The sequence below is a fragment of the Streptomyces sp. NPDC048191 genome, assembly GCF_040652655.1.
Classification (GTDB): Bacteria; Actinomycetota; Actinomycetes; order Streptomycetales; family Streptomycetaceae; genus Streptomyces.
Genome location: NZ_JBEZMO010000008.1, coordinates 1 through 14902 on the forward strand (window position 1 = coordinate 1; position 14902 = coordinate 14902).

Here is a 14902-nt window from a genome sequence, read left to right on the forward strand (position 1 = left end):
AGACACCTCGCTCAACAGCCGGGAGGCCCCGGTCGTTCTGCCACTCACTTCAACGTCCGGGCATCACCCGATCGGGGCCGAGCTGAAAACGCTCATTGAAGCGTTTCGCGCGGAAGCGGATCTACTGCACCTGCGACTGGAAAGCGCGAGCGCTGTCGAAACGCTGCTCGACTTGCTGCCGTACGGAGAGAAGCGGGGAACGAGGCGCGGGGTTCAAGGCATGCAGGCGTGTGTGATCGGAAAACAACTTGAACTGACCGCCTCGTTCGGCGATAAGACTGGCATCCGATGGAACGTCGCAGATCCAAAGGTGTGCATCTATCTTCGAGGGGACGAGCCCCTGGCTCCCCTGCTTCAGGCACGCCACGAACGTGCGATCCAGGAACGCTGCACTCCACATTGGGTACTCGGCGAGGCAGTCGCGCCGCTGCGCCGCCGCCCGCCTCTATCCCGTGATGTGATTGCCCAGCATCGTGCGAGCGCGAAGTTGGCGAGCACGCTACTGTGGCGCCCCCGAATGTGGACAGCGTTTGTCGGGAACCACGGACTCACGGTGAGCAGCGCGCTCTCTGGGTACGGGCTGGACTGGACGCTCGTGCGAACCGTGGCCGGCGGGGCCGCGCTTCACGATGAACGGCTCGTCGAGCTGCTTCAGGACGCAGTCACAGGACCTGATCTGCAACTCCTCGATCACATCTGCGAGCCGAAGACCTGCACCCTACGCTTCGTCAGGAAGGGCGGACATGTCGAGGGCTGGAGAGGCGTCCTCACCGTCCGTACCGAACATGGGAACTCGGCTACCGGCCGACCCGGGCGTGCTCTGACGGCCCTGGGCGAGGCGCGATCCCCCAGCCGCCCGGCCCATCGAAGCGGCGCCGTGAGCCGACCTGAGGCAAGGCGATGCTTCGCTCTGACATCGGGCCCCTCGGCAACGGAAGCCAGGCAGGGTCTGACCGCTTCCACCGCCGTTCGGCTGGTGAGCGCATGGGCTGCGGAAGGTCACGTAGCTGCCGTGCTGACCATCAACGACGGTGACATTGACTTCAGTTGGTACAGCAGCCGAGGTAGAGCCTGGCCGACGGCCACTGTGCCGCAGCCAGCGGGCCACGTTATGCGCTGGAACCGCCTGCGCCTGACGCCGGGTAACGGTCAAGCCTGGAGAGCGAGCCTGAACCCGGGCAACGGCCTCTTCACCGTCGTGGAAGATGAAGCCATCGATGCAGCTATCGACGCTGCACGCGAGCGCTGCAGCCGCATCCTCGTCTTGGATGAGCGACCGTCTGCCTGGGCTGGCGGGCTCGCGAACAAGGGGATTGACGGCGTGATCTTTGCCTTCGGCGCCAGCGAGTACCCGAGGAAGACGACGACCTCGGCGTGGCGCCGCGCGGTTGACGGAGGCCGTGCTGTGGATCTCACCCCGGAGGATTCCGCGGCTCTTTGGCGAGAACGCCACCTGGGCCAACACGACCTGTCACGACTGCCTCTGGCAGGGCTCGTGCTTCTTCACAACCGTAAGGAACAAACGCCTTCGGATGCCTTCACGGAGCAAGTGGAAGATCATCTCAGCCGCTACGGGACACCGGTGCTCGGCTGGCTTCCTCCTGAGCCCGGAGAAGATCGTCTTCTGCACAGCGACGTGACGAAGACTGCCCTCGACCACATGAGCCATGAGGACCTGTCGGCAATCTCTCTCGCTACGAGCCAAGACAACGACTCAGACAGCATTGCTTCCGCCTTAAAAGGGCCTGAAACTGCTGTCGTTGGTGGTGGGCCTCCTGTTGAGAACAGCATCGCTCAGATCGCCCGGCTGTGCGGGAAAAGTGCTGGCGCCGCGACGGACAAAGTACTCGGGCTTGTCGCGCGTTTCCGGAGTGGACACTGCATATGGGGGGTTGTTGCCCATCGACACCTTGAGGACCATGACGAGTCTGTCCTTGATTTTGTAGTCTCGGGCCTCCACGTCGGGCGTCGGAAACACGGTGCCCCGTACCAGGTCGACCAGGTGATCACGAAGTTTAGTGGCCGGCTTGTCCTCGGTCAGGCCGGTGACTGTCACCTCGTCGCGGTTGATTCCGAAGACCACGACGCCGCCGTCGCCGTTGGCAAATGCCGCGACGGTCTTGAGGGTCCGCCGATCCTGCTTGGTGGGGAGGTACTCCTTGAACTCGACTTGGGGGCCTTCCCCGGCGGCGATAAGGGCCTCGATGTGGGCCTGCGGTTCGACGGGCGCCTCGATCTTCACCCCCGCCCGGTCCAGGTCGCTAGTCCAGCCTGAGCCGGGGTCAAGGGAGCGGTAGTCGAGCCATGTGGTTCCTCGCTTCAGCCACAGCCACGCATGCGCAGGCAGGCCCTGTGCGAGTGGGAACGTGACGTCGCCCGCCGCGTCAAGTCGGTAGCTGCTACGCCCCGATACCCCGAACAGCTCCAGCTCAGCGCCGACCACACGGTCTCCTTCCACGGTGACGACCAGTTGTGTTGGTGTCACGTGGACGCGACCGACCCAGGCGTCGTTCTCAGCGAGTCGCAGCTGGGCCAGGTGAGTGGGCCCTCGGTGATTGCCGATGAGGGAGAAATCACCCTCGAAGAAGGCGCGCCAGGCGCTCATGGGCTCTGGGAATGACGGAGCGCCCTCTGCCACGAGAATCGCCTGGGGCATGTTGCGCGTGCTCTGGTCGGTTGGGTTGATCGTGATGTCAGTGGCTGGGACTGGTAGCGGCGGATGGTCGTGATGGGCGTAGCTGGGACGCCGGGACTGTTGTGCGGGACTGGTCGCTGTGGGAACCGATATGACCAGGGGCCCGACAGTGAGGACTGAGTCGGCCACTTGCGAGGTGAGCACAGCAAGGTCCGCCGCCGGCACTTGCCTCGCGATGAACGCATGGTCCTGGTACTCCCACAGGTTCTCGGACCAGTCGGGCGGTTGAGCACCAATGAGCGCCCAGCAGTGATAGAGCTCCCACCCCGCCTCCGTCCTCACGGCCATCGCTCGCACGTACGCGTCCTTCTCGCTGGCCTTCAAGTCATCGTGAAGGACCCTGAGGTCGATGTTGCGGGCGTTCATGACAAGGGTCCCCTAAGTGCGGTGCGAGGGCGCTCGCGGCTCATGCGTATGTGAGTCTGTGGCAGAACCCTAACGAGCTCGAGCGTGGTTGGCGGTGGTACGTCGTAACCGTGATCAACGATCACGGTCGGTGTGATGGGGACCAGGGCGCATGCAGGGATCGGGCAGATGTGCCTGCCGTCTCCTCACTCGACCATCACAGGGTCGAATCGGATTCAGCCACGGCCTATTCCAGAAAGGCGCAAAAGGCCGGCCTCCTGCTGTCCGCGCGCCCTCGCTCTCATGGAGTCCCTGATGTGTCCTGGACCAGGGGCAAGGTCGTCCTACGGCGCAGCTGCAAGCCCGACCCGGACGGGCCGGGGCAGCAGTGTGCCGCATTTAGTTGAGCGAACGAGCTGTGCGAAGTTGCGCCATGTTTCTTTGCGGACGCTATCCGGGGCAAGCGCGTGAATCTGGGCGAGAGCATGTTCAACGTTTTCCACCTTGCCGGGGCGGCGACCTTGGCCACTGGACCTGTCGCCGAACGGATGATCGGTCTCAGGGAAGACTCGGTCGAGCGGCAGGCTCTCCAGCAACCTGGGATTCCGCAGCATCGAAGCGTTGACCGAGAAGTAGCAGCCAAGCTCGACCGCTCGCTTGGTCTGTGTTTCGTTGCCAAGCCACCAGTGAAGTACCGTGCCGTAGGTCGGACGGGCCGCGAGGCACTCCAAGGTGACATCGATGGCGGCGAAGCTATGGATACTCGTGAGTCGGGGGGTCTGTTGCAAAGCAGCCAAAACCGCGTTCAAGGTCGCCCGCTGCGTTTCCAGGGGCACGCGGGACTTGCCATCCAGGCCAACTTCACTGACGTACGGCGTTCGGGCGATCAGCTCGGCAAATCGAGCTGTATCAAAAGATTTCTGGGCGCCGACGAGGCCAGGGTGGCAACCCACACCCCAGATCGTCCACGGGTCAGATCGTTTGAGCACACGCTCGGCTTCGTCGAGCGAGCGAGTCGCGGCGAAGATGAGCGAACCGAGCTCCGACAGATCGCCAGGCGAGATGTCTGGATCAATGTGGGCGTGCATGTCAATCGGTGGCAGGCGTCTCATTGGTAGAGGCTCCGTAGCTCTTGGATCCCACGCTGACAAAGTTCAAACGCGTCGCGCAGCGGGTAGTCGTCCGGAAGGCTCAGCGTAGTGAGGTCACGCGTTCTCACGCCCCGGTGAATGAAGTTGCGAACCGGCTGCTCGACCGACTTACTATCCAGCCACTTCTGCACGGCAGGGTCGCTGCTTGGCGCGATGTAATCACTGAGGTCGGGGACCTCAGCGGCGGCGAAGGATGCCCGTCGCAGCACGCACCCGAAACAAACGCCACAGGACCGGTCGGCTGGAATGCCATGGGCGCGTTGGCCAGTCAGCCCGCACGAGTGGGTGGAACTCAGGATTGAGGAGGCTTCGTCTGGACCGACCAGGTCCACAACGCGCCTGTACATCTCGCCCTTGGTGATATGCGCGAACGGATTCTCGATGACCGCGTGGGCACCGACTTTGGTAAGCACAGCCGCCAGATCCTGCAGAAACTTGGGGTGCGTGGTGCGTGTTGACAAACTGCCGAGGCGCTCCGGGCCCAGCGGCGGATTGATCGAGGCGAAGCCGTTCTCGGGTATCCACAAGGGAACTTGGTGGAGGGAGGCCACCGCTAGGCCGAGAGCCAGGAAGAGCAGTGACCGCGATCGAGTGGTTGACTCGGACGGATATGAGGTGCCGTCGATGCGTTCACTGCGGCGTCCCAGATGTACGACTATGTGCTCCTGGCGCGGACCAGGGATGAGTCGTTCCAGCTCGGTAGCGATATGCCGTTGGATGGGTGCCAACATCGTGTTGTTGTAGTGCGACAGCAGGACGTGTTGCTGGTCCGTAGCAAGCAACGAGCGGGAATACAGCCCGCCGATTGCCGAGTCTGCACCGCCGCTGAGTAGGACAACACGTTGGGAAATGCCGCTGATTTCGTCGGGCATCTGCGTCTCGGTCGGTTCCGACTGCTGCGTGAATATCAAACTCCAGCGGTCGCCACTGAGGAACCCGAGCACGCCCGCAAGTTCATCCGCCACGCCGTTCCAGGCTGTCGCGTCGGAGACCGGGATCTCAAGCTCGAGCTGGCGCCGATTCCAGTTAGCGCCACGGCCTTTGCGCAGCACAGAGCGGTCGGCAGCAAAGGCGGTCAGCGCAAGCCGAACCAGATCAGCGTTCAGGGGCGGAACCGGGCCGAGTGTGGCCAGGTCGGGGCTGAAGCCTCTGGTGAATGTCGACCGCTGGTCCGGCAGCCAGTAGAAGGATGTGGCAGCCTCATCTGCAGGGATATCAGCGGTCGCACTCAGGCGCAACGTGAACCGGGACATCAGATGCCTCCTCCGAGGATGCCGCGGATGGTCTCCAGTCCCGCCTCGACGGCGCGGCTAACCTCATCCTCGGTTGCGCCGTCGACCGACAGCTTGGCCTGAGCGGCAATCGCTTCTGCGGCGTCACGAATGTCGCTCTCGGCAACACGAGCCAAGTCGTGGTTGTTGATCTGATCGCCTGACTCAACCAACAGAGTCTCGGCGATGATAACGGCGATAGTTTGACGGACCATTTCTTCTGGAGTCAGCCGGTAGCCATCCCGTTCCTGCTCCATTACCCACTCTGCCATCTCGGCGGCCACGAAGCGCTGCTCATGGTCTTCGATGGTGCTGTCCGGCGTGCTGCAGGCCATGTCAACGATGCGGCGTACCACTTCGATGTCGTCCCCGAGCCCGCGCAGTTCGTTGTAGTCCAAGCCCAGCCGTTGCAGGGTTGCCGCGTCGCCAGTGCTGTACGCATGAGCGGCTGCCGCCGCGCGGCCGGCAGTGCGAGCTGAGCCAGCAGCAGTACGTTGCGGGCCGCCGCCGCTACGCGAGCCATCCCCACCGCCAGAGGCGCCTCCGCCCGGACCGCCCCCACCACCACCGCTCGCCACGCGGGGGCGGATCAGGTTTATGACGCGCCCGAGTGCAGCCGGATCGAGCGGCGGTCGCTGACCATCGGAACCTTTACCGTCCGAACTCGATAGGCCATCCAGGTAATCGCTGATGTGATCGCGAACCGTTTTGCCGTCCTTGCCGCCGCTGCCGGAGTAGGCGCCGCTGGTGCCCATCAGGCGTTCCCTTGGTTGCCCAGGGCGCTGTCGACCGCCCGCCTGACCTGGCCGTCCGGCAGCTTGCTCTTCCAGGTGGTAAGCACACTGCGGATTGACGTGGAGTCTTCCGCTTTGAACTGCATCGGTGTGGCGATGGTGATCTCGCTGGGCGGCAGCATCAGGAGGGCATCCCGAGCCGGGGTCGCCACGCTGGGACGGCGACGGGCAATGCGCAGGATGGCATTGACCCCGCCCTTTTGCTTGGTCGGTTGGTCGCGCATCGTTCGCCCGATATGGCGCAAGAGGTCGGTGGCATCACCGTCACCCAGTTCATCCAATTCGGCGTCGGTTACCGATGCCTGTTCCCGGCGGGATTCCGAAAGCAGGTTGGCGGCAATGTCGCGAAGCCGCTCGGGCAGGCTCTCGTCGATCAGTGTGACGCCGGCGAAGGCGGCAGCCAGCGTCAGGTAGGGCGACAGGTCGAGCCCACGCAGCGGCGGCGTCAACTTGGCCCAACGCACCATGGCCTGGGAGAACTGACCCGAGACGGCTGGCGTGGCGGCACGGGGACGACGGGTAGAAGTGCTGCGCCGTGGCTGTGTACCTGGTGCGGCCGCACCGTCGGGCTCGTCCTGCCGCTGAGTGTCGGCGTGCGCGGGCCGCCCAGCTTCCTCCTCCAGCCGCTCCAGGTGGTCACGCATCTTGCCTTTGGCGAACCAGTCGAGCAGGAGCTTGAACTCGGGCTTCATCAGCGCTTCGAGGGTCATGAGCTTGGCGACCACTGCCGGATCCAGACTGATGCCACGGCGTGAGGCCACAGACTGACGGACATGTAGGTCGTTGAGGAAGCGCTTGATGTAGCGCGGGTTGCCGTGCAGCTTCTCGTAGAGCAGTGGCGTCAGGCGGGCGGCGAAAGCCAGTTGGTCGTCCATCGCCAGCCCGTCGATCTCCCCGATGTCGTCGACGCTGCCACCGTCGCGGCGAATCTGAGCACAGCGTTCGATAAGCGTGGCAAGCTGATCGGGCTTGGCGATTGTCTGCATCTGGAGAAGCAGCAGATACGCTTCGGTGTCGAAGTTGCTCAGAGCCGGAAGCGGGATGGTCGTTTGCACGATCTTGTGCAGGTAGAGCGTAGCCGGGTCCTGCCGTTCATCGTCGCTCTCGTCAGGTCGACCGGTGTCCCTGAACCGGGTGCGGATCGCATCCGAGACCCGCTCCTCGTCAGCAGCGATCACGAAAGACATCTTCGGAACAGCAAGGAAAAGGCGCATCGCTTCGAGGCTCTCCACGACCGTCTCCGGCAAGCAACGGTCAAGATCGTCCACCAAGACGGCGACCGCTCGGATGTGCTTAAGGTCGTCGGAAGTGATTAGTGCCGCAAACTCGTCTCGGAATCCTTCCAGACCACGCACCGACTCCTCGTCGCCGTCCTTGGACTTGACCAACTCAACGAGCTTGTCGAAGTTGGGAATCTGCAACGTCAGCGACGAGGTGGCCGCCAGCTTGATCGCCTTGGCCCAATCAATGCGCTTGCCGAGCCGGACCAAAAGATTCTTTGCCTTGTCGGTCTTGGTCTCCGAACGGCTGGCCTCAGCGGCAAGTGCGCCCAAGACCTCCGCGATAAGACTCTCCTTGGCGCCCGTCGCAGGGTCGTAACGCCATGGATCAGTCTTGATAACCAGCACCTTCTGCTCATCCGCCCCCCGGCGGTCAAGCTCCTGGGCAACCAAGCCGAGCACGGTGGTCTTGCCGCTGCCCCAACTTCCGGAAAGCCCAAGGGCTACCGGATCGAGCGCCTCATCGAGCAGCGCGTCGGCGACTGTCTGGGCGACAGCGTCGAACGACAGCAGATCCACACGCGATGGATCGTCCGACCATAGGCTGGAACGCTGGGCCGCGGTCATACCCGTCTGCCTATCCCGGGCACTCGGGGAGTTCTCTGGGAACCATTAATCGGATAGCTCATATAAGCTTCTCGCTTACGTTCATTGCGACAATTAAGACATGTGCTGCAGCGTTGGTGACGGTCATGAACTAGCAGGCATGCCGGTAATATTTGGTTCGCGATAATTGAGCAGCCGCCACTCCAGAAATGGTGCGCCCCTGCTGACCATGCCGCTCCATTGCCCTGTGACGAGATCGCGGAACATATTGCGCTGGTTATCCCCGGCTAGGCGAAGAGGACCTCACCCTTTAACATCAGCTGGCCTCCTGCTCGGCATCCAGACGCACGCCGTGGAAGGCGCCGGCGATGATGCTGTCGAGCCCCTTGCCGTTGCCGACGACCTCGGCCACCACCTTCCCCAGCTCCCCGGGGGCGGCGAGCAGGGTGTCGAGGATCCGATCGCGGACCTTCTCTGACTTTAGGAAGTTCTCCAGGCTGTTCTCCAGCGCCCGCGACCTCAGAGTCTCATCCGACTTTGCTGCCTGGATGACAAGCGCCATTAGTCCGGCAACGGCTGACTCTGATAGGTCGTCGAACAGGGTGTTGAGGGTGTCGATGACCTCCAGTAGCGGGACCATCTCAGGGTCCTTCATCTTGGCCGTGCCCAACGCGCTCGGCCCGCTCAGCTTGTCGCCCTTCGTGGTGACCGAGGCGTTTGTTATGCCCTTGTCCTTCTGCTCGATCGCCACGAGCCGGGCGCTGGAGATGTCGATCTCGTCGTGCGTCCGCTCGGCCTTGATCCACTGGGCGAGTTCGCGGCAGAACGCAGAGAGGTCTTCCAGCGGGGAGCCCGAGTAGTCGTATACCTGGGACAGGAAGTCGTACAGTCGCACGAACGAGGAGACGTTCTTCCGGAACTGCTCCAGCCGCTCCACGGCCTGAGTGTCCTCGTCGTCCTGAGCTTGGTCCCATGCCTGAGCGAACCGGTCCTGGGCCCGGCTCATCGCTGCGGTGATCGCGTTGCGATCACCATCCTGGGCGCCTTGGACGAACTGGGCCACATCATTGGTGTCGAAGATACCGAAGGTGCGCAGCCCCATCGCCAGCACGTGCAGCTGGTTGGGGTTGGTCTCGGTCTCGATCTCGGCTTCCTCGTAGTACTGCGCGAAGGCCGCCTGGATGTCCTTGGGCTCGTTGATGAAGTCCAGGATGAACACCCGGTCTTTGACCAAGTTGCTGGTCCGGAAGGTGCGGTTCAGCCTCGACAGGGTCTGCACCGCTTGGATGCCGTCCAGGCGCTTGTCGACGTACATTGCGCACAGTAATGGCTGATCGAACCCGGTCTGGAACTTGTCCGCGGCTATCATGACGCGGTAGTTCGGCTCGGCAAACGCCTCGGCCAAGTCCGATCCAACTCCCGGGTTCATCTTGGCCTCGGAGATCTCCTCATGGATGCCGAACTCCGGGTCGTCCAAGGTGCCGGAAAACGCAACCAGGGTACCCAGGTCGTACCCCTTGGCCTTGATGTACTTGTCGATCGCCAGCTTGTACCGCAGCGCGTGCTTGCGCTCTGAGGTCACGATCATGGCCTTTGCGTGGCCGCCCAGCAGGCTAGCCACATTGGCACGGAAGTGCTCGACGATGATCTCAACCTTCTGGGAGATGTTCGTCGGGTGCAGGCGCACGAACCGCTTCAGGGCCTTGGCCGCTGCGCCCTTCTCGACCAGATTGTCCTCGTCGTCAGTCGAGACGTTGACGCCGCTCTTCTTGATCGCCTCGGCGATCTGGTAAACCGTCCCGTAGTTCTGGTAGCGAGGCAGGACGTCCAGGATGAACCCCTCCTGGATGGCCTGCTTCATCGAGTAAACGTCGAACGCAGACGGCTTGGCATTGGGCGTCTTGCGGCGCCCGAACAGCTCGATCGTCTTAGGCTTCGGGGTGGCGGTGAACGCGAAGAACGACACGTTCGGCGTCGGGACGTCAGCAAAGGCGTTGATCGTGTCCTCGGCGTCGACCTCCGTACCCTCGTCGACTTCCTGGCCGCCAGCGCGCAGTACCTGACGCACCTTCTTGGCCGTAGCGCCGGCCTGCGAGGAGTGCGCCTCATCCGCGATGACCGCGAACTTGTGCCCGGCCAGCGAGTCGTCCTGCGACAGGAGCTTGAGCACGGCCGGGAAGGTCTGGATAGTCACCACCACGATGCGGCGACGGTCCTGCAGGGCTTTGAGCAACGCACGGGACTTGGAACCCTGGTCGGTGCGGGCCCTCTTGTCGACGTTGTAGACGTAATCCGGCTTGCCTTCGATCTGCAGGACCGCGCGCTGCATTTGGTCGTCGAGCACTGCGCGGTCGGTGATCACCACTACCGTGTCGAAGATCTTGCGACCGGCGGGGTCGTGCAGGTTCGATAGGCGATGTGCGGTCCATCCGATCGTGTTCGTCTTGCCCGACCCCGCCGAGTGCTGGATCAGGAACCGTCCTCCCACGCTCTCAGCCTTGACCTGCTCAACCATCCGCGAGACGGCCTGCCACTGATGGAAGCGCGGGAATATCACGTTGGTCGAGGTCTTGCGTTCACGCGTGATCTCGTTCGTGCTGGCCTTGACGTCCACGAACACCATGGATCCGAAGATGTCCAGCCACGTGTCGCGGGCCATGACCTGCTCCCACAGGTACGCGGTGGCCGGCCCGTGCTCGTTGACCGGGTTGCCCGCACCGCCGTTGTTGCCCTGGTTGAACGGCAGGAAGTAGGTGTTCTCACCGTCCAGATGAGTCGTCATACGGACCTCGGACTCGGTGACCACGAAGTGCACCAGCGCCCCGGTACCGAACGCCAGTAGAGGCTCTCCCTTTGGGTTCCGGTCCTTTGCGTATTGCTTGGCCGCGGCCTCGATGGACTGCTTGAAGTTGGTCTTCAGCTCGAACGTGGCCACTGGGATGCCGTTGATGAAAGCGACCAGATCGATGCTGTCGTGCGGCTTTTGCCGCGAGTAGTGCACCTGCCGCATGATCCGCAGGCGCACGTTGCCGTAGGCGGCCATGCGGGTGGCGTTCGTCGGGTCCGCCGGGCGCCACTGGACCATTTTCAGTTCGTCGCGCAGCCCTACGGGGACGTCCGAGCGCAGCAACTGCAGCGTCCCACCAGGGCCGCCGCCCTTGTTGTCGAGCGGGGTGGAGCGCAACTGCACGATGAGGTCGAGCAGAGCTTCCTTCGCCGAGTCCGCTCGCGGGCCAGAACCGATGCTGCGCTTCCACGCCTGCTCGTCCAGGTCCTCGAACCACCCGTACACATCATCTGGGAAGAGGGCACGCTCAGCGTCGTACCCCTCGTCGTTCGTGGAGTACTCCCAATCGTGAGTCCCAAGGTACTCGCAGATCTGCCGCTCGAACTGCTCCTCGTACGTCAGGTCTACCACGGCTCAGGCCTCCTTAGGAATCTCGATCTGGCCGGTGACGGCCGCGGTGATGAGCGCGATGCGACGATCCTTGGCGAGTTCGATGTGCCGCTCGGTCTTGGCGATGAGCGTGTCGATCTCCTCTGCCTGTTCGTGGCATCGGTCGACCATTTCCTGCTGTTTGTCGACTGGAGGAACCGGGATGATGAGAGCTCGTAGTGCGGCCACGTTCAAATGCCCCTGGATGCTGCCGACAACTTCGACGGAAGACCGCTCCCGCGTAGCGGGCGCGTTGAGGACCATCTCAAGGTAAGAGCCAAGCAATCGGCTACCGGGTTTGATCACCAGTAGGTCGATCGCGTTTGCACCGTCTAGCGACTCGGGAATGACGGCTGCAGCGCCGGACTGCCCTGTACGCACTACGACCACGTCACCCGCCGACAGTTGGGACTTGCGATAGTGCCTGTGGCCTTCGTGAGAGATAAACACTAGGTCGTCCAGCACGATGCCGCCCGGTCGAACGTTGACTCCCCGAAGAGCGGGAACGCCGTTGTCGACGTACCACTGCGACGGCTGAACGACGATACCGACGGTGATGTCTCCCGCGACGTACCGAAGCGGCGCCTGCCTGAACTCGCCAGCCTCTTCCAGAAGAAGATCAACCACAGCTCCGCGTCGCTCCCTCAAGACCCCCACGAACCGCTCCTGCGCGGCGATGAGCGCATCGATCTGGCTGGTCTCTCGGTCCAAGTGGTCAGCGATGGCACGTTGCTCAGGACTGGAGCAAAGCGGGACGGGAATGGCAGCCAGCTTCTCGGCCGTCAGATGCGGCATGGAGACGACGTTGCAATACCTCCGGATGAACCCGGTGGCGCGCAAGGCGATCAGGTAGTACGCAAGGAATCGCCCATCGTTACCAGCGTTCGGTCGGATGCGGTTGATGGAGTTCTGGAATCCCCAACCGTCGAGGTCCTTATCGACGTACGCGGCACGTCCGAAGCCACCCTGTCCGCCCTCGACCACGACGACGTCGCCTTGCTGAAGGGTGAGGTCCTCCAACTCACCGGGCGAGAACCACATTTCCTTAACGCCGTCCAGCGCAAGGACACCGTCAGGCTGGACGTTGGCTGCCCTCATGTACGGAGCCAGGACGTCTTGGCCGGTGTCCTTTGCTTGAAGCATCTTGCCGAGGGTGACGCTGCCCAGGTGCTTGATCTGACCGATCGTCCACGGCGACTGGGTGTCTCCCCAGGGAAGCGGGGCGCTCACTTGCCTTCCTCCACCTTGCGCAGCAGGCTAAGGATCTCCTGCAGGGACTCTTCGAGGTCGGCGTCGATCTCAGCAAGGGTGCGCGGGGGATCGTACTTGTAGAAGTGGCGGGTGAAGGGGATCTCGTAGCCCACCTTGGTCTTGGTGTAGTCGACCCAGGCGTCACCGACGTGCGGCTTGACCTTGGCAGTGAAGTACGCCTTGATGGTGGCGTCCTTGGCGTCGTGGCTCTTGGGATGACCGTCCCAGCCGAAGGGGACAATCTCGGTTTCGCGCAGTGGGATGTCAGGCTCTGGTTCGCCCTTGTTCTTGCCGGACTGGAAGCGGCAGATGTCGGCGTTCTCGTCGCGCTCGCCGAGCGTCTGCCACAGGGCCTTGCGCTGGGCCGAGGTCAGGCTGACGCCGTGGGAACTGAGGTGTTTGCCCAGGTCGTTGAGGAAGTCCTCGCGGTTGAGGTACTGACCCCCGCTAAAGGAGTTCAAGGCGCCGACGAGGCCGTCAATGCTGCCGAGCGACTTGTGCTCGGGGACGAGGGCGACGCGATCGGGCGTGGTCTCGAAATTCAGGCGCAGGGGCCTTTCGACCGTGATCTGCCAGAAGGCGAAGTCAAGGTTGTCGAAGATCTTGGAGGTGTCCGAGGACTCCATGTCCGCGTACTGCTGCAACACGCGCTCTCGGGCGGCCTTGTCGATCTGAACGCGCTTGGATCCCAGGGATGGACGCATCTTGGCGCCCAGGGCGGCGGCGTCGATGAGCTGCACTTTGCCCTCGCGCTCGGGGCGCTTGTTGTTGTCGAAGATCCACAGGTAAGTGGGGATGCCGGTGTTGTAGAACATGTCGTTCGGCAGCGCGACGATGGCCTCGATCAGGTCGTTCTCCAGCAGCCATCCCCGGATGTTGCTGGAGCCGCTTCCGGCGCCGCCGGAGAACAACGGGGAGCCGTTCAGTACGATGCCGGCGCGGGCGCCGCCGTCCTGGCTGCCGGCCGGGTTCATCTTGGCAATCGCGTGTTGGACGAACAGCAGGGCGCCGTCGGAGGTCGGGGGCAGGCCAGCCCCGAAGCGACCGCTGAAGCCCCGTTTGCGCTCCTTCTCCACGTCCTCGGCGATGTTCTTCCAGTCCACGCCATAGGGCGGGTTGGAGAGAATGTAGTTGAACCTGTCGTCCGCGAACAGGTCGTTGGTCAGGGTATTGCCCAGCGCGATGTTCTGCGGGTTCTGGCCCTTGGCGAGCATGTCGGAGCGGCACATGGCGTAGGACTCGGGGCGCAGTTCCTGCCCGTACAGGAGGAGCTCGGCGTCCGGGTTCATGCGGTGCAGGTGCTCTTCTGCCACGCTGAGCATGCCGCCGGTGCCGACAGTGGGGTCGTAGATGCTGCGGATGGCGTCGCCGGACAGCGCGTTGTCGTCTTCGGCGAACAGCAGGTCGACAAGCAGGTTGATCGCATCGCGCGGGGTGTAGTGGTCACCGGACTCAGCGTTGGACGACTCGAAGTCCATGTAGATGAGGTGCTCGAACAGCTCGCCCATCTTGGAGTTCGGTACAGCCTCGGGGGACAGGTCAAGGTCGCGGAATTGGCGGACGATCGTGGCGAGGATGCCACCCTTCCTCATCCGCTCGATGTGCTGGGGAAGGTGGAAGTTCGCGAAGACGTCGATGTCCTGACTGAACCCGCGCACGTACTCCAACAGGTTGTCGGCCATGTCGTCGCCGGAGTCGTACACCGAGGCCAGGGTGTGCTTCGTCGTGTTGTAGAACTTCACACCGCCGGTGAGGGACTTGATCATCTTCACGCGCAGCGTCTCGTTCGGCTGCTGCGCGATGATCGCGACAACCTGGTCGCGGTGGGGTGCCATGACGCACTCCAGGCGACGGAGGATCGTCATGGGCAGGATGACGTCACCCGCCTTGTTGCGGGCATAGACACCGCGCAGGGTATCGGCGACGGCCCAGACGTCCTTCTTCAGGTCGACCACTTGAGTTGTCCTTCCTGGCACGGATGCAGCGGGCACCCGTTGAGCTGCTGACCAGTCATCGTCCTGGTCCACAAGCGAAAATGTAGATGGTGCCACTGACACGATCGACGCCGTTCGTAGAGTCAGGGCGATTTGGGTGAAAAGTTCAATTGCGGATGACCCGCGACGTCGCGGCTAC

8 protein-coding genes are annotated in these 14902 nt (G+C 63.0%); all 8 read right to left on the reverse strand.

What is annotated here, in order from left to right:
• Positions 1 to 1735: 1735 nt before the first annotated feature.
• The 8 genes from AB0D93_RS15510 to AB0D93_RS15545 all read right to left on the reverse strand — a co-directional run bounded on the left by AB0D93_RS15510 (position 1736) and on the right by AB0D93_RS15545 (position 14724).
• On the reverse strand, positions 1736 to 3061 hold the full coding sequence (locus tag AB0D93_RS15510) for an ATP-binding protein (RefSeq protein WP_362119188.1): 1326 nt from the start codon (positions 3059 to 3061) through the stop codon (positions 1736 to 1738).
• Between the two features lie 323 nt (positions 3062 to 3384).
• Positions 3385 to 4152 carry a TatD family hydrolase gene (locus tag AB0D93_RS15515; RefSeq protein WP_362119191.1) on the reverse strand — a complete coding sequence of 256 codons (768 nt, stop codon included), beginning with the start codon at positions 4150 to 4152 and terminating at the stop codon, positions 3385 to 3387.
• Positions 4149 to 5444, reverse strand: coding sequence for a hypothetical protein (locus tag AB0D93_RS15520; RefSeq protein ID WP_362119194.1), 1296 nt, complete (start codon positions 5442 to 5444; stop codon positions 4149 to 4151). Before AB0D93_RS15520 ends, AB0D93_RS15515 begins: the two co-directional genes overlap by 4 nt.
• The gene (locus AB0D93_RS15525) at positions 5444 to 6217 is read right to left on the reverse strand and encodes a hypothetical protein (RefSeq protein ID WP_362119197.1); all 774 of its coding nucleotides are present in this window, start codon (positions 6215 to 6217) and stop codon (positions 5444 to 5446) included. Before AB0D93_RS15525 ends, AB0D93_RS15520 begins: the two co-directional genes overlap by 1 nt.
• On the reverse strand, positions 6217 to 8103 hold the full coding sequence (locus tag AB0D93_RS15530; protein ID WP_362119200.1) for a P-loop NTPase fold protein: 1887 nt from the start codon (positions 8101 to 8103) through the stop codon (positions 6217 to 6219). The genes AB0D93_RS15525 and AB0D93_RS15530 overlap by 1 nt, the downstream gene beginning before the upstream one ends.
• A 295-nt stretch (positions 8104 to 8398) precedes the next feature.
• A complete protein-coding gene (locus AB0D93_RS15535) occupies positions 8399 to 11500 on the reverse strand; it encodes a DEAD/DEAH box helicase family protein (RefSeq protein WP_362119203.1) in 3102 nt (1033 codons plus the stop codon).
• A gap of 3 nt (positions 11501 to 11503) precedes the next feature.
• On the reverse strand, positions 11504 to 12748 hold the full coding sequence (locus AB0D93_RS15540; RefSeq protein ID WP_362119206.1) for a restriction endonuclease subunit S: 1245 nt from the start codon (positions 12746 to 12748) through the stop codon (positions 11504 to 11506).
• The gene (locus AB0D93_RS15545) at positions 12745 to 14724 is read right to left on the reverse strand and encodes a class I SAM-dependent DNA methyltransferase (RefSeq protein ID WP_362119209.1); all 1980 of its coding nucleotides are present in this window, start codon (positions 14722 to 14724) and stop codon (positions 12745 to 12747) included. The genes AB0D93_RS15540 and AB0D93_RS15545 overlap by 4 nt, the downstream gene beginning before the upstream one ends.
• Positions 14725 to 14902 lie beyond the last annotated feature (178 nt).